General features: G+C 66.7%; 20 protein-coding genes. 8 read left to right on the top strand and 12 right to left on the bottom strand.

From position 1 onward, the window contains the following. Positions 1–1,473, top strand: coding sequence for a glycoside hydrolase family 32 protein (locus tag LH390_RS00325; RefSeq protein WP_227337378.1), 1,473 nt, complete (start codon positions 1–3; stop codon positions 1,471–1,473). A gap of 40 nt (positions 1,474–1,513) precedes the next feature. Here the strand turns inward: LH390_RS00325 and LH390_RS00330 are convergent, their stop codons facing one another. Next, entirely contained in the window at positions 1,514–1,951 is a 438-nt protein-coding gene (locus LH390_RS00330) for a hypothetical protein (protein ID WP_227281134.1), read from the bottom strand. A gap of 709 nt (positions 1,952–2,660) precedes the next feature. Between LH390_RS00330 and LH390_RS00335 the strand changes: the two genes are divergently transcribed. Then, positions 2,661–4,286, top strand: coding sequence for an AbgT family transporter (locus LH390_RS00335; protein WP_227282676.1), 1,626 nt, complete (start codon positions 2,661–2,663; stop codon positions 4,284–4,286). A 139-nt stretch (positions 4,287–4,425) separates the two neighbouring features. Then, on the top strand, positions 4,426–5,817 hold the full coding sequence (locus tag LH390_RS00340; protein WP_227281133.1) for a M20 family metallopeptidase: 1,392 nt from the start codon (positions 4,426–4,428) through the stop codon (positions 5,815–5,817). Here the strand turns inward: LH390_RS00340 and LH390_RS00345 are convergent. Beyond that, the gene (locus LH390_RS00345) at positions 5,762–6,352 is read right to left on the bottom strand and encodes a DNA-3-methyladenine glycosylase (protein ID WP_399524751.1); all 591 of its coding nucleotides are present in this window, start codon (positions 6,350–6,352) and stop codon (positions 5,762–5,764) included. The genes LH390_RS00340 and LH390_RS00345 overlap by 56 nt on opposite strands. A gap of 27 nt (positions 6,353–6,379) precedes the next feature. On the opposite strand from LH390_RS00345, the gene LH390_RS00350 reads away from it, so the two are divergent. After that, on the top strand, positions 6,380–6,961 hold the full coding sequence (locus tag LH390_RS00350) for a nitroreductase family protein (RefSeq protein WP_227281132.1): 582 nt from the start codon (positions 6,380–6,382) through the stop codon (positions 6,959–6,961). Positions 6,962–7,483: 522 nt separating this feature from the next. Here the strand turns inward: LH390_RS00350 and LH390_RS00355 are convergent. The 7 genes from LH390_RS00355 to LH390_RS00385 form a co-directional block, all read right to left on the bottom strand. Next, entirely contained in the window at positions 7,484–7,900 is a 417-nt protein-coding gene (locus tag LH390_RS00355) for a hypothetical protein (protein ID WP_227281131.1), read from the bottom strand. Between the two features lie 756 nt (positions 7,901–8,656). Then, positions 8,657–8,950, bottom strand: coding sequence for a hypothetical protein (locus tag LH390_RS00360; RefSeq protein ID WP_227324328.1), 294 nt, complete (start codon positions 8,948–8,950; stop codon positions 8,657–8,659). A 346-nt stretch (positions 8,951–9,296) separates the two neighbouring features. Beyond that, positions 9,297–9,698 (bottom strand): phage holin family protein, encoded by a 402-nt coding sequence (locus LH390_RS00365; protein WP_227281129.1) that lies wholly within the window; start codon positions 9,696–9,698, stop codon positions 9,297–9,299. Beyond that, positions 9,698–10,228 carry a GNAT family N-acetyltransferase gene (locus tag LH390_RS00370; RefSeq protein WP_227281128.1) on the bottom strand — a complete coding sequence of 177 codons (531 nt, stop codon included), beginning with the start codon at positions 10,226–10,228 and terminating at the stop codon, positions 9,698–9,700. The genes LH390_RS00365 and LH390_RS00370 overlap by 1 nt, the downstream gene beginning before the upstream one ends. Before the next feature lie 19 nt (positions 10,229–10,247). Beyond that, entirely contained in the window at positions 10,248–11,531 is a 1,284-nt protein-coding gene (locus tag LH390_RS00375) for a dicarboxylate/amino acid:cation symporter (protein WP_227282674.1), read from the bottom strand. A 242-nt stretch (positions 11,532–11,773) separates the two neighbouring features. After that, positions 11,774–12,976, bottom strand: a complete 1,203-nt coding sequence (locus LH390_RS00380) for an ROK family protein (RefSeq protein ID WP_227281127.1) — start codon at positions 12,974–12,976, stop codon at positions 11,774–11,776. Between the two features lie 118 nt (positions 12,977–13,094). After that, positions 13,095–13,880: an NAD-dependent deacylase gene (locus LH390_RS00385; protein ID WP_227326833.1), complete on the bottom strand. Its 786-nt coding sequence runs from the start codon at positions 13,878–13,880 to the stop codon at positions 13,095–13,097. Between the two features lie 55 nt (positions 13,881–13,935). Between LH390_RS00385 and LH390_RS00390 the strand changes: the two genes are divergently transcribed. Together LH390_RS00390 and LH390_RS00395 are read left to right on the top strand one after the other, a co-directional pair. Continuing rightward, the gene (locus tag LH390_RS00390) at positions 13,936–15,618 is read left to right on the top strand and encodes a DUF885 domain-containing protein (RefSeq protein ID WP_227281125.1); all 1,683 of its coding nucleotides are present in this window, start codon (positions 13,936–13,938) and stop codon (positions 15,616–15,618) included. 101 nt (positions 15,619–15,719) lie between these two features. Then, positions 15,720–16,133: a helix-turn-helix domain-containing protein gene (locus LH390_RS00395; protein WP_227281124.1), complete on the top strand. Its 414-nt coding sequence runs from the start codon at positions 15,720–15,722 to the stop codon at positions 16,131–16,133. 62 nt (positions 16,134–16,195) lie between these two features. On the opposite strand, the gene LH390_RS00400 is transcribed toward LH390_RS00395, so the two are convergent. Together LH390_RS00400 and LH390_RS00405 are read right to left on the bottom strand one after the other, a co-directional pair. Continuing rightward, entirely contained in the window at positions 16,196–17,236 is a 1,041-nt protein-coding gene (locus tag LH390_RS00400; RefSeq protein WP_227281123.1) for an AbrB family transcriptional regulator, read from the bottom strand. Beyond that, on the bottom strand, positions 17,233–17,991 hold the full coding sequence (locus tag LH390_RS00405) for a hypothetical protein (RefSeq protein WP_227281122.1): 759 nt from the start codon (positions 17,989–17,991) through the stop codon (positions 17,233–17,235). Before LH390_RS00405 ends, LH390_RS00400 begins: the two co-directional genes overlap by 4 nt. Before the next feature lie 32 nt (positions 17,992–18,023). Here LH390_RS00405 and LH390_RS00410 point away from each other — a divergent pair, with 32 nt between their 5' ends. Both LH390_RS00410 and LH390_RS00415 read left to right on the top strand, forming a co-directional pair. Beyond that, positions 18,024–18,845: a TSUP family transporter gene (locus tag LH390_RS00410; protein ID WP_227281121.1), complete on the top strand. Its 822-nt coding sequence runs from the start codon at positions 18,024–18,026 to the stop codon at positions 18,843–18,845. A 70-nt stretch (positions 18,846–18,915) separates the two neighbouring features. After that, positions 18,916–19,242, top strand: a complete 327-nt coding sequence (locus tag LH390_RS00415; RefSeq protein WP_227281120.1) for a hypothetical protein — start codon at positions 18,916–18,918, stop codon at positions 19,240–19,242. Here LH390_RS00415 and LH390_RS00420 read toward each other — a convergent pair. Continuing rightward, positions 19,239–21,668, bottom strand: a complete 2,430-nt coding sequence (locus tag LH390_RS00420) for an ATP-dependent helicase C-terminal domain-containing protein (RefSeq protein WP_227281119.1) — start codon at positions 21,666–21,668, stop codon at positions 19,239–19,241. The genes LH390_RS00415 and LH390_RS00420 overlap by 4 nt on opposite strands. Between the last annotated feature and the right edge of the window lie 24 nt (positions 21,669–21,692).

Here is a 21,692-nt window from a genome sequence, read left to right on the forward strand (position 1 = left end):
ATGACCGCCCAGGACAATTCCAATCAGGCAGTGACCCACGCGCAGCGGCTCGCGGCCGCGCAGGAGGGTAACCGACGGGGCGTCGAGAAGCGCAACGATCGCTGGTACCCCCGCCACCACATCGCCGCGCCGGCCGGCTGGATCAATGACCCCAATGGGCTATGCCATTTTCAGGGCCGCTACCACGTGTACTTCCAGCACCACCCGTTTAGCGATCACTGGGGCCCCATGCACTGGGGGCACGTGTCCAGCACGGACATGGTCACGTGGCGCCGCGAACCCATCGCGCTGGCGCCCAGCCTGGAAGAAGACCGCGACGGCGTGTTCTCCGGCTCCGCAATCGAGCGCTCCGACGGCACCCTGGCCGTGTTCTACACCGGGCACCGCTGGCGCAACGGCGTCAACGAGGATGACGGCAACCTCCAAGTCCAATGCCTGGCCACCAGCACCGACGGCGTGACCTTTGACAAACGCGGCGTGGTGGTGGACTGCCCCGAAGGTCTCAAGCACTTCCGCGACCCCAAGGTTTTTGCCCACGACGGCCGCTACTACATGTTCTTCGGCGCCTGCTCGGCCGACAATCGCGGCCAGGTGTGGATGTACGTCTCCGATGACCCCACCCTCGAGCGCTGGGAATTTGACCGCGTGGTCTACCAAGACCCCAACCCGGACGTATTCATGCTCGAATGCCCGGACATGTTCCCGCTGGGTGACCACTGGGTCATCGCCTACTGTCCCATGGGCCTTGCCCCGCGCGGCCATGACTTCCGCAACGACCACACCAGCGGATACATCGTCGGCGACTGGCAGCCCGGGCAGGACTTCCGCCCGCTGGGAGATTTCCAGCCCTCCGACGCCGGGCACAACTTCTACGCCCCGCAAACTTTCCGCGCCCCCGACGGCCGGCGCATCCAATACGCCTGGATGGGCAGCTTCACCCACGAATCCGGCCCCCAACTCGGCGGCGACGGCTGGACCGGACAACTCACCGTCCCCCGCGAACTCACGCTCGACCCGGACACCTTGCGCCTGGTTGCCCAGCCCATCGCCGAGCTGACCCCCACCCGCACGCCCGTCACCCTTCCGCTTGCCGACGCCCCCGTCGCCGACCTCACCTGCACCCTTCAGATCGCAGGCGGCAGCGCCCAGCGCGCCGGGCTGACCATCGCCGGGGCCTACCTCTACTACGACGCCCAAACGTCCACCCTGGGTCTGGACCTGCGCACTACCGGGGCGGGCGAGCGCGGCTACCGCGCCCTCGACGTCGCTGACCTGGTAGAACGCGAGGGGTGCCTGCGGCTGCGGGTGATCATCGATCACGGCAGCATTGAGGTCTACCTGCCCGACGGTCGCAGCCTGACGAGCTGCGTCTTCCCGGCAGATGGGCCACGTCCCATCGACTTCTTGAGCGAAGGCGGCGAGATGGAACTTGCCGATGTGGAACTAGGCACTCCTGTGGGAGAAATACAATAACGGGCAAGAGATGGGCCTCGGCCTGAGATAGGAGTGGGCGCTATTCGTAGATGCACCCCTCGCTTAAAGCGTCGGGTGGGGACATCATGATCGAGCGTGTTCTGCTGGGAAAGCGCGGTGGCCATTCCTCCAGATCGTCGAGTTCAAGATCGTCTGCAATCCGGTGGATAATTTCTAACGCCTCTTCTCCCCCGTTGGGGGTGCGGATAATCGTGCTGAACAAGAACACTGCATACTGTTCTTGTTCCTCGGCGCTGAGTGGATCACCAAAGCCCTTGACCTCATCGATCAGCAGGTCGAATAATATTGATTTTTGATCGATAATGAGTGCTTGCTCAGAAGCGAAGACTACGTTGTGGGACAGACCGATCTTCTCGATATTCTTGCGATATCTCCGCTTGGCTTCCTTCAGTTCGTCGAAACGTGAGAGAAACTGTGTGTTAAAGCAGGAGGTTATTATTTCTGAATGAGATCCCATTATAGTCGTCTCATGGAAGTATCGTAAGCACCGCTTTCGGTGAATTTCTTTTGGGTTTTGCAGTGGCGTTTGGTGACGGCCCCGGGTGTACCATGCTTGAATACGTAAAGGTTGGATTCTGTCTCTGCGAGCTGTCCACTTATTTTACTATTTCCGAAAACGAATCCGAGGACTGGATTTCCAGAAGCATTCTTATGCACCTGACATTTAACGGTAAAATGACCGCGTTCGTTGCGGGCCCTGGGGTCATCAGGCCCAAGAGCGTGGGCAGGAGCTGCTGTTGCACTGCATAGGCAGATCATGGCTGTGAGACTGGCTAGGATCCGTGGGATACGAGCGTTCACCATTGCGGGCTTCTTAAGGGGGTACGGCCCGTTGCGGGCCATTCTATCAAGCACACGCCCCGCGTGGGACGTCATTTCGGGTATGTTGCTCCGCTCCGCGCGGTGCTGCGCGCTGCCGCCCGCATGCCCGCGGTGGCCGTGGGGGAGGGGCGTCGAGAAGCGGGGAGGGCGGTGAGCTGCGCGTGTTCGAAAAACACTACCCCTATATGGGGGTGTATTCGAACACTACATGGGGGCCGATCGGTAGCGTGTCCCTCACTTGCGGGGATCCGGCCCCGCCGAGGATTAGCGAAGGGGCGAGAACCATGGCCGAATCTTCCACGACGCACCCGCAGCCGAGCACCGGCCAGGAGCGCGAGCCCTGGATGCGGCGCGTCGGCGAGCCCATCTTCAACGGCGTGGAACGCATAGGCAACGCCTTACCCACCCCATTTCTGCTGTTCACCTACCTCTTCCTCATCACCGCGCTGGCGTCTTCCGTCATGGCGTGGGCGCACCTGACCGTCACCGTGCCGGGCAGTGAGGAAGAAACGGCCATCAAGGGCCTGTTTACGGGCGAGGGGCTGGTGTGGCTGACGGAGAACATCGGCAAGAACTACATCGGTTTCCCGCCGCTGGTCACCGTCATGCCCATCCTGCTGGCCGTGGGCGTGGCGGAACGCTCCGGCATGCTCTCTGCGCTGATTCGTAAGCTCTTCGGCTCCGCGCGCGCCGGGGCGCTGCCCTACGCGGTGGGCCTGATCGGCGTGACCGCCTCCATCATGGCCGACGCCGCCTTCGTGGTGGTGCCGCCCCTGGCCGCCATGGTGTTCAAGGCCGCCGGGCGACACCCCGTCGCCGGCCTGCTCGGCGGGTTCGCCTCCGTGGGCGCCGGATACTCCACCGCCCTGGTGCCCACCTCCCTGGACGCCATGTTCGCCGGCATCACCAACGCCGTGATGGAAACCCTGCCCGGAAGTGCCGCCACCGAGGTCAACCCGGTGAGCAACTACTACTTCAACATCGTCTCCGCCATCCTGCTGGGCCTGGTCGCCGGCTTCTTGGTGGACAAGGTGCTCGAGCCGCGTATGTGGCGCCAGGACGTTCCCACCGAGCGCCAAGACACCCAACCGGACACCTCCGACCTTGACGATCTTCCCCGCGTGCGCACCGACGGCGACGCCATCATCGCCGCCCACGGCATCTCCGCCCACGACTCCGGCGGCGGAGAACTCTCCCCGCAGCTCAACGCCACAGAATCCCAGGCGCTCAAAGTGTCCCTGTGGGCCACGGCACTCACCGGCGTGATCACCCTGGCGGCCGTGCTCATCCCGGCCTCTCCGTGGCGCAACGAGGGCGGCGGATTCCTGCCCCAGTCCCCACTACTCAACTCGATTGTCTTCCTGTGCTTCCTGTTCTTCATGGTCATGGGTGTGGTCTACGGCCGCGTCGTGGGCAGCATCAAGCGTTTCGATGACTTCGTGGACATGATGGGCGAGGCCATCAAGGACATGATCGGATTTCTGGTCCTGGCGTTCATCCTCGGGCAGTTCGTGGCGCTATTCAGCTGGACCAACATTGGTACGTGGACGGCGGTCAAGGGCGCAGCCGGCTTGCAAGCGATGGGCCTGGGCGGCCTGCTGGCCATCCTCGCGTTCATCGCCCTGGCCAGCTGCCTGAACCTGCTCATCATCTCCGGATCAGCCATGTGGACGCTCATGGCCGCGGTCTTCGTGCCCATGTTCGCGCTCATTGGTATCGAGCCCGGCTTCACCCAGGCCGCGTTCCGCGTCGGCGACTCCGCCACCCAAGTGATCACCCCGCTGAACCCGTACATGATTGTCATCCTGGGCCTGCTGCGCCGCTACGAACCCCACGCCGGCCTAGGCACCCTGATGTCCCGGCTCTTCGTCTTCGTGGTGCCGTTCTGGCTCAGCTGGGTAGTCCTGCTGTGCGTCTGGTACTTCCTGGACCTGCCGCTGGGCCCCGGGGCGGGGATCTTCATCCAGTAACGCGGGCGGCCCGCACGTACACCGGGCCCGCACATCAAGCTGGTCCGCACACTCAGCGGGCAGCCGCACACACCGGGCCCGCACACTCAGCGGGCAGCCGCAACCGCAACGCGAGCGCAGAGAGCATAATGGGGGAGCCATGAGCCTGTCACAGCCATCACACGCCTACATCGATGACATGAACGCTGGGATTGCCCGCCGCGCGGAAGCGGCCAGGCGCGCAACCTCCGCCGAGGAGGCACCCAGCTATGCGGGGCAGGAGGCGCTGTGGGAGGCGGCGTCGACAAGCGCGGATAACCTGCGTGACCAGCTGCGCGAACTTGCCCTTGACCTGCATGACCACCCCGAGGAAGCCTTCGCCGAGCACCACGCCGCCGCCGCGATCGCCGCCCTTGTGCGCGCCCAGGGCCATGAGGTCACCGTCGGCGTTGCGGGCCTGGATACCGCGCTGCGCAGCCAGTGGACGTCGGCGAACTTCCAGGAGGGCGATCCCACGATCGGCATCCTTGCTGAATATGACGCCCTGCCGGGCATCGGGCACGGCTGCGGGCACAACATCATCGCGGCCGCAGGCGTGGGCGCCTACCTGGCCGCAACCGCCGCGCTGAGCGCACACCCTCAGGTCAGCGGGCGAATCGTGCTGCTGGGAACGCCCGCCGAGGAGGGGCACACCGGCAAGGAGTACATGATCCGCGGCGGCGCGTTCGAGGACATCGACTACGCCATGATGGTCCACCCGTTTAGCTACGACGTCGCCGAGCAAGCCTGGAACGGCCGGCGCACCATGACCGCCACGTTCCACGGCCGCTCCGCCCACGCCTCCTCCGAACCGTTCATGGGCCGCAACGCACTGGACGCCGCGAGCCTGGCCTACCAAGGCCTGGGCCTGCTGCGCCAGCAGATCCCGCCGAGCGACCGCCTCCACGCGATTATCACCGAAGGCGGCAACCGCCCGTCCGTCATCCCGGACACCGCCAGCCTCTCGCTCTACGTGCGCTCGCTCATCCCGGAAGCGCTCATGGATCTGTCCGCCCGGGTCACCGAGGTGCTCGACGGGGCGGCACTCATGGCCGGCGTGGACGTTGACCAGCACTGGGACCTCCACCCCGCGTCCCTGCCGGTGCGCAACAACCACACCATGGCGCAGCGTTGGTCTACCACCCAACGCGCCCGTGGCCGCGACGTCCTGCCCGCCGGCGTGCTGCCCGCCACCATCGCCGCCAGCACGGACTTTGGCAACGTCTCCCATCTCATCCCCGGCATCCACCCGCTGGTCAAGATCGCCGACGAATCCGTGGCCCTCCACACGACCGACATGGCCGCCGCCGCCCGCACGGACACCGCCATCACCACCGCCGTCGACTCCGCCGCAGGTCTGGCTCAGCTCGCCATCGACTTGCTTGCCGACGCCCCCCTGCGCCACGCCGCGCGCGCCGAGTTCGAGCAGGCAGGCGGGCGGCAAACGCTAGCCGAATTCATGGCTGCCACGCCCGGGCACGGCTCCGCGGAGACGACACCGAAGGATCATTAGGCACCCAAAACCGCAGCGGCGCATCCGCGTTCTTGGAAATCCCAATCCGCCGGCCGCGCACCCATTCCGGGCGCGCACCGTCTTCCGGGGGCCGCAGCACAAACTCCGGGCCCGTCAGCCGTGCCCCGTTATCGTCAATACGCAAACCCAGCGCCTGGCCCACGTTGCCCGGGCCTTGGGCCAACCGCGCCGCCGGGACTTTGGGGCCGCGCCGCTGCTGCGCCGTGGCTGCACCTGCCACGATCTCCCCGGCGCGGATCAAACACCCCTGGCCAGTACCCTCCGGGCCACACACAATGTTGCCCGCCAGGTGAATGCCATAAGAAAAATACACATACAAACACCCGCCGCGCTCAAACATCGCACGGTTGCGCGGGGTGGGCCCCCGAAAGGCATGGGACGCCGGATCCTTGCTGCCCAGGTAGGCCTCCACCTCCGTAATCCGCAGCGCCACCCCGCGTGCATGGAGCACACAACCCAGCAACTGCGGGGCTACCTCATCGGCGGGAGCGAGGAAATCAGGCAACTGACGCATAGTGCCCGCCAGCGTACACTTGCTGTCATGACAAGTAATTCTGTGGAAGAACTCATCCGTACTCGCCGGGCTACCCGCAAATACACCGACCAGCAGCCCACCGACGAGGTCATCGACCGCATCGCCGAACTCGCCCTGGAAGCCCCCAGCGCGTTCAACGCCCAGATGCGCGACCTCATCGTCGTACGCGACCCCGCCGTCAAGCAAGACCTGTATGAGTCCTCCGGGCAGAAACAATTTGTTGACGCCCCCGTCGTCTTCATTGTCACCGGCCGCTCCGAACTGCTTCCCGACGACGCCGAAGCCATCCTCGGTGCCGGCGCCGAAAAGGTCCGCGGCTTCCGCGAAGGGCGCAGCCCCCAGTACCTGCGCGAACAGGGAATCAAGGACGCCATGCTCGTCGCCGGATTCCTGCTCATTGCCGCCGAGGCCGAAGGCATGGCCACCAGCCCGACCACCGGCTGGGACGAAGAGGCCATCAAGGAGGCCGTGGGCCTGGGCGGCCAGGAGGATCGCTCGGTTGGCCTGGTCATTGCCGCCGGCTACCCGGCAGAGTCACCGGAACACCCGGGCCGCGAAGCTAATCGACGCCACGACGACCGCTTCTAGCAGGCCAGCTCAAGCAAGCGCGCATGCCGGCCGGTGTTAGCGCCGGTGCAGCAGTGCGGTGGTGCGGTGGTGCGGCTGGCGCCGGTGTGGTGCGCGGCGGTCTTGCAGAGCAGATTATTCGAACATGTCGTAACCTGCCGCGGAAACTAAATTCTGACCTGCGGAAACGCTGGCGTCGAAAAATCCGTGAAGACATCGCCCCGCGCGAAGTGTGAAGTGATAGGCATACTGCCGCGCTGGGGCGTACACGGCCGCTCCGGCTGAAGCTGGTTACAACTGATCGGTCTGGCAGGAGATAGCCGGAGCTGTTCGTGGTTCGGTGGCGGTCCCGGTGGCAACGCCGGTGCGGCTGGCTGCATTGCGGCGGTCTTGCAGAGCAGATTATTCGAACATGTCGTAACCTGCCGCGGAAACTAAATTCTGACCTGCGGAAACACCGGCGCCGAAAAATCCGTGAAGACATCGCCCCGCGCGAAGTGTGAATAGATAGACATTACTGCCGCCCCGGGAGCGATCCGCACGCTAACGCCGGCCATATCCGATCTTCTTGAGGTACCGGTAGGTTTCGGCAACCAGCCGGATGCCAGATCCATCGCGGAAGTTCTCTGCGGTGATGTGAATAATTCTGTATCCGCCGTTAGTGATGCCCCGGGAACGGTCTACTTCCCGCCGCGCAGCTTCGTCCGGGGGGATGCCGTAGGCGCCTTGGAGTTTGGCGCGGCCGTCGTATTCAACGCACAGCTTGACGTCTTCGAACAGCATGTCAACGCGTGCCACAAAGACGCCGCGTGAATCCACAATGATGGCCTGTTGTCGAGGTAGTGGTAGTCCGGACTCGACAATCCAGTAGAGCACTTCCGATTCTCTGGGGCTTTCAGAAGCGCCAGCAGCTAAGCGGACGGCGTGCCGGGCATGCGCAATGCCGGGGTAGCCAGACATGTCTGTCAGGCACTGCCTGAGCAAGTCGGGACTCGTCAGCCCTTGCTTGATCAGGTGGTCGACCATGACTACGCCGTCGCAGGGATGGTGCCAGCGTGCGCAATCAAGTGCGGTGCGGGTAGGGCTGGTTACCAGTAGCGGGCGTGGGAAATCAGGGTGTGTCACGCCGGTGACGTGAAAGCCTTGAGGAAAGTGCCCAAGTCGGGTCACGATGTTGGGCGCGCGGCGGGAGCCACGTGGCCGGGCGATTTCGGGACGCGGTTGCGTAATCATCGTGTTGGTTGACAAGGGAAGTTGATAAAAGGCCGCCGCGGAGCGGCCACAAATGATGCTGGATGGGTGGGTGCCAGCCCATCGCATCGCAGCTTTTAGGGCCTGTTGCTCGTCGAGCTCAGCTTGTTCGGCTGAAAAACTTCGACTCAGCGTCAACCCCTCGTGGGGCTGACCCCACCTTGTAGCTCCCGGTATTCCTGCCTGCCAAAATCCCCCCGTCATGTCTGTATTGTCTACGCGCCCATCCCAGAACCCACTAGGCCAAACGGCGCCACGCCTCCGCTCCCTGTGGATAATGGCCTGCTATCCACAGCAGCCGGGTGTGGTGAGGGACGCCGGATTTCTACCGGTCGATCCCGAAGCCAAAGCTGAAGGCAACCCCATCCCCGCCTCCTCCGGCTGGGACGATGAAGCCATGTGCGTCGCCGATCATCATCGGTGACGGGTTTAGCTCGAGTCGCGGTTAATCAACGTTTTGAAGCTCTAGAGAGTTAGCCATTCCATAAATTCTCTTTTGGCCCGCTCTAGTCCTCCGGGATAATTTGCTTCCAGTTCCTCGGAGACGGAGTCGAATATGACTTCCGCTAATTCCTGTGTTTCTTTCTTTGTTATCTTCTCCCTTAATTCATCCAGGGGCATGGAGATCTCCGCGTGTGGAGTTGGCCGGTAGTAGTAGGACCGCAGATCTTCGCTGTATAACCGCACCTGAGCGCCAGTGATCATCGATTCTATGACCACATTTCCAAAGATCAAAGATGTAAGCTTGTGTTCTCTCATAATTCTTACACTACTGCCCAGTGACTCTTGCCGCAATAGAAATGTGAATAGTTAACCGCATGCATCATAGAGGCACGCCCAACGAATATGGGTGATGGTTGCAATACGCCGTTTAGTGGCAGGCGATCGTTCTTTTGTGTGCGCGTTGGGCTGTTTCGCATGTGCTGCGGCCCGCTCGATCAGACAATTCAGGGCCTTTGTTCCACTATTCTGCGCGATCGCCTCGACTAGGCGTGGAGTCTGGTTTCAGCGGTCACCATTCGGTGAGATTCCACCAGGCCAAACAGCGCCACACCCCCGCCCCCCTGTGGACAACCACCCGTTATCCACAGCCAACCAAGAACAGTTACCGCCCGCGTAGCGCCCAGGCCAGGGGAGAGGTGAACATGGAGACCACGCCGAGGATGAGCGTGACAAGCACGGCGGAGGTAAAGGAGGTCACGGCCAGCCCCACGCCGTAGTTATCTGCAATGGAGCTGGAGATCAGCACGATGATGGCGTTGATTACCACGCTGAACAGCCCGAGGGTAATCACAGTAAAGGGGAGGCCAAGCAGGTGCAGCAGGGGTCGGATGAAGGTATTGAGCAGGACGATGATCGCCCCGGCGATGATGTAAACCACGGCCGTCGGCGTGCCGGGTCCCAGTCCGCTGGCCACAACGTGGGCGCTGGGCAGCAGGAGGGTGACTACCCACAGGCCGATGGCGGTGGTGGCGGAGGAGACCAGGAAGCGCCACAGGGTGCGCATTATGCGTCCTTTCCGGGGGCAAGGACCACGGTGCCGGAGGTCGGCGGGGTGGCGTCTGGGGCGATGGTCAGGGTTAACAGGTGTCCGGCATCGTGGGGCGCGCCGTCGAGGTGGAGGTGGGGTTGGCTGTGAAAGCCGAAGCCTTCGTAGAAGTTGTCGTTGCCCAGCACGATGATGCCGGCCGCACCAACGTCGCGCAGGGCTTCCAGGGCGCGGCGCACCAGCAGGGTACCCATGCCGTGGTGGCGGGCTGCGGGGTGGACTGCCAGGGGTCCCAGGAAGTACCAGTGTCCGGGGGCGTCGGTGGTCACGGGGGTGGCGCCGATGTAGCCGATGAAGTCGGCATCGTGGATGGCTACGAGGGAGACGGTGAGGCTATCGGCGTCGCGAAGCGTATCGACGAGCCGGGGCACCATGTGCCACGAATGGTAATCGTCGGCGAGGGCTTGGCTGATCAGTCGGCCGATGATCCCGATGTCGGCGTCGGTTTCCTTGCGGATGGTGGTGGCGGAGGGATCAAAGGCATCCATACGCCACATCCTACGAAATCTAGGCGTGCGCGGGGTGCTCTGCGGCGTCCCAGATTTCCTGGTCGAGGATTCCGGCGCGCTTGGACACCACGGCCGCCACCAAGGCCTGGCCGGTGACGTTGACGGCGGTACGCCCCATGTCGATGATCGGCTCGATAGCCAGCAGCAGGCCCACGCCGGCCAGCGGCAGGCCCAGCGTGGACAGGGTCAGGGTGAGCATGACCGTCGCGCCGGTGGTACCGGCGGTGGCGGCAGAACCGATGACGGAGACGAAGATGATGAGCAGATAGTGGGTGATATTCAGGTCAATGCCATAGAACTGGGCAACAAAGATGGCAGCCACGGCCGGGTAGACGGCGGCGCAGCCGTCCATCTTGGTGGTCGCGCCCAGCGGGATGGCAAAGGAGGCGTATTCGCGGGGCACGCCCAGGGACTCTTCGCTGATGCGCTGGGTCACGGGCATGACACCCATGGAGGAGCGGGTGACAAAGCCCAGTGAGGTCACGGGCCACACGCGGCGGAAGAATCCGGCGACCGGCAGCCCGGCAAACGCGAGCACGGCGGGGTAGATCACGCCGATGACCAGCGCCAGGCCCACGTAGATGGCAATGACGAACTTGCCCAGCGAGCCCAGGGCCTCCCAGCCGTAGGAGGCCACCGCGTTGCCGATCAGCGCGGCGGTACCAATCGGGGCCAGGCGGATGATCCACCACAGCACCTCCTGGATGATCTTGAGGAAGGACTCCGTAAACGCCAGGAACGGCTCGGCGGCACGTCCGGCGCGCACGGCGGCCACGCCGATGGCCAGGGAGAGCACCAGGATTTGCAGCACGTTGAAGTTCAGGCCAATCGCACCGGTGGACTTCGCCGCGGCGGACAGCCCGAGGAAGTTGGCGGGGACGATGGATTGGAGGAACCCAAACCAGGAGCCGGTATGTGACGGCGCGGCGGCGGTCGACGGGTCAATACTCGTGCCTACGCCGGGCTGGAGCAGCAGCGCGACGATGATGCCGGCGATGACGGAGAAGAAGGCGGTGATGGCAAACCACACCAGGGTGGATACGGCCAGGCGGGCGGCGCCGGTGACCTTGCGCAGGTTGGCTACGGAGGTGACCACGGCGGCGAAGACCAGCGGCGGGATGAGCAGCTTGAGCAGCTGGACGTAGGTATCGCCAATCGCGCTGAGCAGGGTGATCAGCCAGTTGCCGTCCTCCGTGTCCGCACCGGCCATCCCGCGTGCGAAGAAGCCGAGCACCAGCCCGACGATGAGTCCCACGATGACCTGGACGCCGAAGTTGGTCATCCAGCTAGGTAGCTGGCGCCGCGTGGGGCTCGGCGCAGTCTGGGTTGCGGTCACGAAAAGTCCTCCTGTTTAGGTAAAGATAAAGGTGCTCGTGGGGTATAACGCGCGCACAATCGCGGGCATGCCGGATTGGGCGCCGGATGTGAGCAACCCGACAAGGCAGTATGTCATGTGCGGACCAAGTAGTCTAGCGGCGATTGCTTATCGACGCCCCCGCCACCAGCGCCCCCGCCACCTGCGGCCTAGGCGGCACGCACCGTGCGCGCCCGCCCGCTGGCCTCAGCATCCTGGGCCACGCGCACGGGCGGCAGATCCTCGGGAACGCGCAGCACGGAGTCCAGGGCCACGGCCCGGGCGATGGTGTGGACGATGTCGCGGTGGGCGGGAATCATCCGCAGGCTCAGCCGGCCGGGGCCTGTGGCGGCGATGCGGCGGGCGAACACGCGCGGGGCGCGCTGATCCTGGCTAAACGCGCTGCCGGCGAGCACGATGGTGCCGGCGCCGTGGCTGCGGGCGAGTGCCCCGGCGGCGTCGGCAAGCAAAAGCGCGCGCTCGTCGAGGAGTTCGCGCACGCGGGCATCGCGGGTGCCGGCGCGCACCGCCCCGGTCAGGGTGGCAGACGAGAATCCGCGTTCGCGCAGCAGCCCCAAAAAGCCGCGGGTGGACAGGCAGTCCTCGCTGGAGCGCCCGGCGGTGGGCAGCAGGCGGCCCTGGGGGGCGGGCAGCGTGGCGATTTGGCGCACCGCGTCGGCGCCAGAGATCGCGGCGCTGACGGAGTCATCAGCAAACAGCGCCAGCGTGGGGGCCACGCGGGTGCCCTTGGGCGGCAAAGCCCCAGTGTGCATCTCCGCGCCGAGGATGGCCGGCACCGCGCCCGTGACGCTGACGGGGACGTCGAAGTGATAGCGCAGCGCGGCGGAGAAATCCACCTTCTCCCAGCCGAGGTTGGCGGCGGTGACCACGCCGTGGTCGCTGACGTGCCCGGACGTGGTCACCCCCACCGAGGCAAGCGGGCGGCCCACGCCGGTGTTGAGCCGGTTGATCGCGGCGATGATGTGCTCAAGGAGATCCTGCGGGCTGGTCCGCGCCACAGAAATGTCCACGCTGGTGGATGCGACGGTGCGTCCGCGCAGGTCATAGAAGGCCACGTAGGTGGCGGTGGTACCGATGGCCACACCGGCATACAGGGGCCCGCCATGGCGCAACTGGAGCGGAATGGTGGGCCGACCGCGCCGCGGCCGACGAACGTGATCGGGGCGCTCCTCAATGAATCCGTCGCGGATGAGAGCGGCCGTCGCGCGCGCAATGGTGGGCTGGGACAGGCCGGTGGCGGCGACGAGTTCGGGGCGGGTGATGTGGTGGCACTGCCGAATCAGGTGCAGGCACATGGCGGCGGGCCGAGTGGGTCGCGCGTACGTGTGGGTGGCTGCGGCGAGTGCTTTCATGGCGGACATGCTAGCGCATCCCAGACAATGCTGTCTAACAAACCCCCGAGAATGCAGACTGAGCGGTCCGGTGGGGGGTCTGCTGAATGGTCCGGTGGGCGGCCTAAAACATCTCGCCCTAGCCCTGTCGCACCTCCCGCACCTCCCGCACGCGTGCGGCCAATCGGGGCAGCACCGTCGCCGCCGTGCCCGCCAGGGGATAGTCCACCAGCGGCGCGAATTCGGTGGGGGAGGGGGTGACCTCCACTAGGTGTGCGCCGGCGCGTGCGGCGAGTACGGGCAGGTGTGCGGCGGGCTGCACCACGCCGGATGTGCCCACAATAATTACTACGCCTGCGCAGGTCATGGCTTCTTCGGCGGCGTCCCATTCGCGGGCGGGAAGTGGTTCGCCGAACCACACGACTCCGGGGCGCACGAGGTTTCCGCAGCGCGGGCAGTCGGGCGGGCGGTCGTCTTCGACCGGTCCGCGCCAGGGCCGTCCGCACAGTGTGCAGCGGTAGGAAAACAGTGAGCCGTGCAGGTGGATGACGCGGGGTGAGCCGGCGCGTTCGTGGAGGTTGTCTATGTTTTGGGTGACCACGTGGAGGTCAACGAGCTCTCCTAGCTGGGCGAGTGCCACGTGCCCGGCGTTGGGTGTGGTGTCGTCGGAGAGGTGTGCGCGGTGGCGGTACCACGCCCACATGGGTAGCGGGTCGCGCGCCCACGCGTCGATGCTGGCCAGCGCTTCGGGGTCGACGTTGTTCCATAGCCCGGTGCCTTCGTCGCGGTAGGTGCCCAGTCCGGATTCTGCGCTGACGCCCGCGCCGGTAAATGCCACTACTCGCTGCGCTGTGGCCACCGCTGCGGCGGCCCGATTAAGGGCCTGGTCCAGGTCCTGTTCCTGGTGTTTGTCCGCTGCGTTCACCACACCCAGCGTAGCCGCGGAAAACACTGCCCGTCGGTGGGTATAGTGGCCAGGCATGACGTCTTTCGATTCCGATAGCGCAGATCAGCACAGTCACCGCGCGCAGTCGCTTCTCGACGCCGCCTGCGAAGCCTATGTTGCCGACCTCGCCGCACTGTGCCCCACCGCCGCCACCGCGTGGGGCATCCCCGGACACGAAGGCGAACTGGAGGACTTCTCCCCGGACCACTTCGCCGCCGTCGCCGAGCGCACTCGCGAAATGGTGATGGACGTTGACGCCTTCGACGAAGGCACTGACGCCTGCGATGACGAGGATGACTTTGACGCCGTCGATCACGTCACCGCAGCCGCCCTGCGCGACCGCCTCTGCCTGGACTTGGACCTCCACCACAGCGGCGAGGATCTGCGCAACCTCAACAACATTGACAGCCCCGTCCAAACCATCCGCGACACCTTCCTTCTGATGGGCCAGGACACCGACGAGCAGCGCGAGGCCATCCGTTCCCGCCTGGACCAGGTGCCCGCAGCTCTTGCCGGCTACCGGGATTCGCTCTCCCAGGCCGCAGCTGGTGGGAAGGTGGCCGCCATCCGGCAGGTCTCTGCTGTGGTCGCCCAGTGCGAGGATTTGGCACGCGAGGGCTCCATGCTGGAAAACCTCGGCCTGGATGCGGATAACCCTCAGGTCGGCGCCGCGAAGGTGGCCTTCGGGCAGATGGCGGACTGGCTCACGGACCAGCTCGCCTCCCACGCCCCCGAGTGTGACGCCGTGGGCCGCGAACGCTACGAGCTGTTCTCCCACCTCCACGTCGGCGACGTGGTGGACCTTGACGAGGCCTACGAGTGGGGCCTCGAGCGCCTGGCGGACATTCGCGCCCGCCAGCAAGACATCGCCCACCACCTCTACGGGCCGGAAACCTCCACCCGGCAGGCCTTCCACCTGCTCAACCACGACGAGCGCTACCTGGTCACCGGCACCGACGCGCTCACCGAGTTCATGGCCACCACCACCGCGCGCGCCATGAACGCGCTGGCCGGCACCCACTTTGACATCCCCGAGCGCGTCCGGGCCATCGAATGCCGCATCGACCCGGCCGGCACCGGCGGCATCTTCTACACCCCGCCCAGCGATGACCTCACCCGCCCCGGCACCATGTGGTGGTCCGTGCCGGAAGGCCAAACCACCTTCCACACCTGGCAGGAGCGCACCACCGTCCACCACGAGGGCGTGCCCGGCCACCACCTCCAATGCGCCACCGCCCTGCTGGACGCGGACGCGCTGAACACCTGGCGGCGCGCCGTGTGCTGGATCTCCGGTCACGGCGAAGGCTGGGCCCTCTACGCCGAACAGCTCATGGCGGACCTGGGGCTCATGGATGATCCCGCCGATCTCATGGGGCTTTACGACGCCCAGCGGCTCCGCGCCGCGCGCGTCGTCCTGGACATCGGTGTCCACCTGGGCAAGAAGGTTCCCGAGGGCACCGGCGTGTGGGACGGGGCGTATGCCAAGTCTTTCCTGCGCGATAACTCCGCGCTTGACGAGGCCAATCTGGCCTTCGAGCTGGACCGCTACCTCGGCTGGCCGGGGCAGGCCCCGTCTTATGCCCTGGGCCAGCGCGCCTGGGAAGACACCCGCGACGCCGCCCTGGAGCAGGGCCTGAGCCTCCGCGAATTCCACAGCCAGGCCCTGGCGCTCGGCTCGGTGCCCATGTCGGTGCTGCGCTCGGAGGTCCTGGACTAGGGGGGAAAGGGAAGGGATCGCTCCACTCCGGATTCGCCTGCACTTATAAGTGAAACCGGGTAGCGTGGGGCCATCCACTGCCTTTAACAAAGGGGGGAACAATGACCCAGAATCTTCTTGTCACTGCACAGCAGGAGCGCAGCGCCGCGGCGTTTATGTCCGGTGACCGGCAGGGCGACGTTGGAAACGAGGTGATGGTGCCGCTGCCTCCGGACCTAGAACACATAGTCCGTGATGTTGTAGCGGCAATTGCCCGAGGGGAGTCGATCACCATCTCGCCTACTCCCCGGGAACTGACGACTACGATGGCCGCCAAGCAACTAGGTATCAGCCGTCCAACGCTGATGAAGCACATCCGGGCAGGTGACATTCCCTTTAGGAAAGTGGGAAGTCACTACCGGGTATTAACGGAGGACGTTCAGGCCTTCGCTGAGGAAGATCGAAACCGGCGCCGCAACGCAGTGTGTGATGGTTTAGATCTCCATGAAGAGATGGTTGCGCGAGAAATCCGATAACGCCTCTCTCGGTCTTCGGAATTAAAATTTGAGTTTTCAGTATTCCACGCCCGCCTGCGCCGTTAGCCCCGCAGCCGTTTGACCCAGCCGATCAGCTGCGGCAGCCACCCGGCCAGCAGGAGCACGCACACCAGGCGGATGATCTGGAACGCCACCACTACGCCGCCTGCCCCGCCGGCGGCGCCGAGGGCGAGCACGGTTTCCAGCGCCCCGGGGCTGGTGGCCAGGTAGGCCTCAAAGTAGGTGCACCCGCTCCAGGCGCTTAATGCCCACCCTGCCAGGGCGCACAGGCCCATGAGCAGGGCGATAAACGCCACGATGGCGGGCAGTTGGCGGGCGAAGTGGCGCAGGGCGGGTAGGGACATTCCGCCGCCGCAGATCCATCCGATGGAGGTAAACGCCAGGATTTGCAGCAGGTGTGGTGGGGTGAGCGAGACGTCGTCGGGAAGCCACAGGCCCACTAGGACGGTGAGTGCCATGGGGCCCAGGACGGACGGTGCGGGCAGGTGGATGAGGGAGCCGGCGGCGTCGCCAAGCAAGGCGATGGCGACGATGATGATGACCGCCCACCAGGTGACGTGCCCTGTGGTGGCGCCTTGCGCTCCGCCGGGGGTGGACAGCAGGTGGGCGACCCCGGGCAGGGTGACGGAGACGAGCACCAGGCGCAGGTATTGGGACAGTGCCACGTAGCGGTAGTCGGCGCCGAGTTCTTGGGCGAGTGCGGGCATCATGGATGCCCCGCCGGGCAGCATGGACAGTACGCCGGTTTGCACGCTGACCGTGGGTTCCCAGCGGGCCAGCACCCAGCCTGCGCCCAGGCATAGTGCCAGGCTGGCGCCGGCGAGGGCCAACCCCGGTATGAGGTATCCGGCCAGCGTGGCCGGGGAGCTGCTGAGCAGGGGCAGGGCGGCGAGTACGCCGATGATGCCGCGGCCGAATCGGTAGTAGTGGTCGTTGACGGGCAGCTCGCGGGACGTCAGAAGGGCCGCCGCCGCGGAGGTGAGGATGGCCGCGAGGATCCACGCGGCGGGGACGTGAACGCGCTCAAAGAGCCACCCCAACACCGCGGTGGCGATGATGACGAGCACCCACCGGCGGCTCACTGGGCGACCGCATAGGAGTCGGGGGTGATGGTCACAGCACCGATGCGCGCCTCGTGGGGCACGGCGGTAGAGACTTGCTGGCCGCCAATGACCACCTCTTGTGCGGGCAGGTCCTGAAAGTCGCCGGGCGGTGTTGCCCCGTGGGCGGCGCCCACATCCGCGGCGGCCTCGTCGACCAGGCCGGAGTCGGTGGCGCGCACGATGAGCCGGTTGGCCTGCGGCCAGGGCTGATTCTGCTTCTTCCAGCGCACGGGGAAGTCCGGCAGGCAGTCGAGGAGGACCTCGTCATCGGTGTTGCCGATGGTGCACAGCAGGTGCTCGTCCGCGGCGAGGGTGAGCCGGTACTGGCCGGCGGGCAGCACAGGCACGCCCGCCTGGCCATTGGCATCAGGGGCATTGGGCAGCGTGGGCGCAGCGGCGGGCGCGGTGGGGTTGGCCTGCGCGGGGTCGCCTGCGGGCGGGGAATCAGGCGTGCCGGGCTGGGTGGGGTGGGGCGCATCCTGTGGCGACCCGGAGAGCTGGGCGGAGGTGGGTGTGGTGGCCGGGTCGTGCGGCGTGCACCCGGTCAGCCCAGCCATCCCGGTCGCACCGGCGAGCGCCGCGGCCGCCACGAGGCATACTGCCGCGGCACCGGGGCGACGGCGCGAGCGGGGCGCGGCGTTGGCCAGGGTGCTGGCTCCCGCCGCCGAAACGCTGGTGCTAGTGCTGGCGCTGGTGCTGGTGCGAGTGCTGGTACGGCCACAGTGAACAACCATGTCTCCTAGTCTAGGAGTGAAGGTGTGCGCGCATGGGCGCGCAACGTCACAGGCATGAAGGGGTAGCAGTGGAGTTAGCGGCCGGAGGCTGGGCCATCTTGATCGCAGGTGCCGGTGTTGCCGGGTGGGTGGATGCCGTCATTGGCGGCGGTGGGCTGGTGCTCATCCCTTTGATCATGGCGGTGTGTCCGCAGTTGGCGTTGCCGGTGGCCTTGGCTAGTAATAAGTTGGCCGCGGTGTCGGGGACGGCGTCGGCGGCGGTGTCGATGGCGCGCCGGGTGCGCCCGCCGCTGCGTTTGGCGTTGGGTTATGCGCTGCTGGCGGCGGTGTGTTCGGGCTGCGGGGCGGCGTTGGTCTCGCATGTGGATAAGTCGATCATGCGCCCGGTGGTCATCGTGTTGATGCTGGCCGTGGGGGCGTTTGTGGCGCTGCGCCCGAGTTTTGGTACGGGCAGTACGGAGGGCCCGTTGCCGGCGGCGTGGTCGAGGCGGCGCATCGCGGCGGTGGCGGCGGTGGCGCTCATCGCGTCGTACGACGGCCTGTTTGGCCCCGGCACGGGCATGTTCCTCATCATGGCGATGACGGGGATTTTGTCCCGCAACTTCCTTACCTCCGCGGCGCTGTCCAAGGTGATTAATACGGCGACGAATTTCGGCGCGCTGGTGGTGTTTATTGCGGGCGGCCACATGTGGTGGACGTTGGGGTTGGTGTTGGCGGCGGCCAATATTGTGGGTGCTCAGTTGGGGGCGCGCACGGTGTTTGCGGGTGGGACGCGGCTGATTCGGGCTGCCTTGTTGGTCATGGTTGTTGTCATGAGTATCTATTTGACCTGGCAGCAGATCAGCGGTCAGTGAGCGCACTGGCAGCGCTTCCCTACGCGGGACGGGGTGTTGCTGCCAGGGGGCATGCTTAGCATCGGCGGGCATGGATCAAGATAGTCGTCCGCTTCTCGACGCCCATCGCGTACTCATCGCGGTCCCCTCCGGCTTGCCTGCCGACGCCGCCACCGCCGCCGCGCTCGTGCGCGGTGCGTGCCGCGCCAGCGCGCTGCTGGGCATCAGCGCCATCGAACTGTGCGCCGAGCCGGCAGACCTGCCGGCCCTGGCTGTGGCCGCGGCGGCCTGTGACTGCGAGCTTCCCGCGGGCTTCCGCCTGCGCCAGGCCCGCGCCCAGGAGACCGCCGGGATCACGCAGCTGTCGGCAGCCGCGCTGGTGCGCTTGGGCGCCCCGCAGCCGGTCCAGGTGGGTTAGCCGCGCCGCGCGCCGTGGCGGGACTGGGCGCGGGTGGTGCGTGCCGTGGCCTGCGCGGTGCGCGGGTCCTGCGGCCACGGGTGCTTGGGGTAGCGCCCCCGCATCTCTGCGCGAATCTGCTGGTAGGGGGCGTCAAAGAAGGAGTCCAGGTCATCGGTGATGGCCAGTTCGCGCCCGGCGGGGGATAGGAGATGAAACTGCACCGGCACCCCGGCGATGCGGGGGCTTTCTTCCAGCCCGAAGCATTCCTGGAGCTTGACGCGCACTACGGGGCGCCCGGAGGAGTAGTCGATGCGCGGGTGGTTGCCGCTGGGCACCGCGAGGCGCTGCGGGGCAGCCTCATCGATGCTCGCCCCGGCGTGCCAGGGGATGAGTCGGCGCAGGGCGGGCAGCATATCCACGTTCCCGATCGTCGCGCCGCGCGCCACCTGGTCGAGTTCCGGGCCGAGCCACGCGGCAGGATCGGCGGCGTCCGGGTCGGGCCAGGGATCCCCACACTGGCGGTGCAGGAAACGCAGCCGGTCGGCCAGCTCGCGCGCGGCGGGCGAGAATGCGAACATGCCGGTGCCGCGCTCGGCAATCAGGCGGGCCAGCGCTGGGCCGGCCTCCGCTGGGGTGACCGTGCCGGGCGTCGTAGACAAGACGATCGCCCCAGCGCGGCGCACCCGCCGCGCCCGCAGCCGCCCGTCGACCAATTCCACCTCGGTATCGTCCGTGACGCCGATGAGCTCCACGGCGCGGTCCTGCTCAATCCGGGCAGCCGCCCGGATGGTCGCCCCGGCGCGGTTGGTCGAGCGGGTGGCCTGCGCGATGGCCAGCCAGGGCGCGCCGGACAGTGCGGATCCGGGCGGCAGGCTCGCCCGCGTGCCGGAGGCGAGCAGGTATTCCCCGGGGTTGCCCGTGGCGCGGGCGATGGCCTGCGGAAACGCCGTGCCCACCACCACCCCGGCGGGCACGGGGGCGCTCTCCGCGCTGGCCAGCCGGCGCAGTCGGGCAACCTGGCGGGCGGGGACGGCCTGTGCGGCCGCGGGGGCGGCCAGGTCGCCGCTGGCGCCCTCCGCAATCAGGGCGAGGGTTTCTGCGGCGCCGGCGCCCAAGGTCAGCAGCGCGGAGCCCAACCGGGGGTCCAGTGGCAGGCGGGCCAAGGCCTGCCCGTGGGCGGTGACCGTGCCGCGGTCTGTGAGCGCGCCCAGGGCGTGCAGGGTGGCCTCGGCGGCGTCGAGAGCGGGACCATCGGGGGCGTCGATAAGCGGCAAACCCGCCCCCCGCGGGGTGCCCCACGCGGCGGTGACCAGGGCAAAGTCCGTCAGATCGGCGGTGTGGATCTCCGGGGTCGGCCACGCGCGCAGCTGCGCTCGCTGCTGCGGGCTCAGCGCCACATACGCCCGGCCCGGCCCCAGGCGATGGGCCCGGCCCGCGCGCTGCTCCACCTGGCTGGCCGCAGCGCTGACCGTGACCAGGCCGCCGAACCCCCGGGCGGCGTCGCGGCGCGGCTCGCGGGCCAGGGCACCGTCGACCACCGCGCGCACCCCCGGCACCGTCAGCGACGTCTCCGCAATCGCCGTGGCCACCACGATGCGCGCCCCGCCGTCGCCGTCGAGCACCGCCGCCTGCTGCGCCGCCGACTGGCGCCCGTGCAGCTCCACCACCGGCACCTCCGTCAACTGGCGCGCCACCGCGGCCGTATCGGCCACCTCGCGCACCCCGGGCACGAACACCACAACACCCTGCCCGTGGGCGGCCACATCGCCAGCCGCCAAACCCGCCAGATGGCGCGCAAACGCCAACCGCTGGGCGCGGGTATGGCCCAGCCGATCCGGATGCGGGTGATATGACCACTCCACCGGGTAAGCCGCCCCCGGAGCACACGTGACCACCGGCGCCCCGCCCAACACCGCCGCCCACTGCTGCGCCGCCAACGTGGCAGACATGGCCACCACGGCCAGGTCTTCGCGCACCGCGGCGACCTCCGCAACCAGCGCCACCGCCAGGTCCGCCTCCAGGTGGCGCTCGTGGACCTCATCAAAGACCACCGCGCCCACCCCCGGCAGATCCGGGCTGGACAGCACCATGCGCAGCAGCACCCCCGGGGTGACAAACTCCACCCGCGCGCCGGGGGTGGAGTGGCCCCGCATGCGCAGGCCCACCGCCTGGCCCAACCGCGTGCCGGACAGCTGGCACAGGCGCGTCGCCGCCGCGCGGGCAGCCACCCGCCGCGGGATGCACACCAGCACCTTCGACCCGGTGAGCAGGGTGGCCACCAGCGGCGGGATGAGCGTGGTCTTTCCCGTGCCGGGCTCGGCGGTGAGCACGACGGCGCGCGGGGTGCACTCGGGCGCCAGCGCGGCGGCCACCTGGTCGAGGACCCCGGCCACGGGCAGGCCGGCGCCCATGCGGGTCAGGTCAAAGGGTTCGGAGGCAGTCATGATCGATGGCCCAGTGTAGTGAGT

Source organism: Corynebacterium uberis (assembly GCF_020616335.1).
GTDB classification, from domain to species: Bacteria; Actinomycetota; Actinomycetes; order Mycobacteriales; family Mycobacteriaceae; genus Corynebacterium; species Corynebacterium uberis.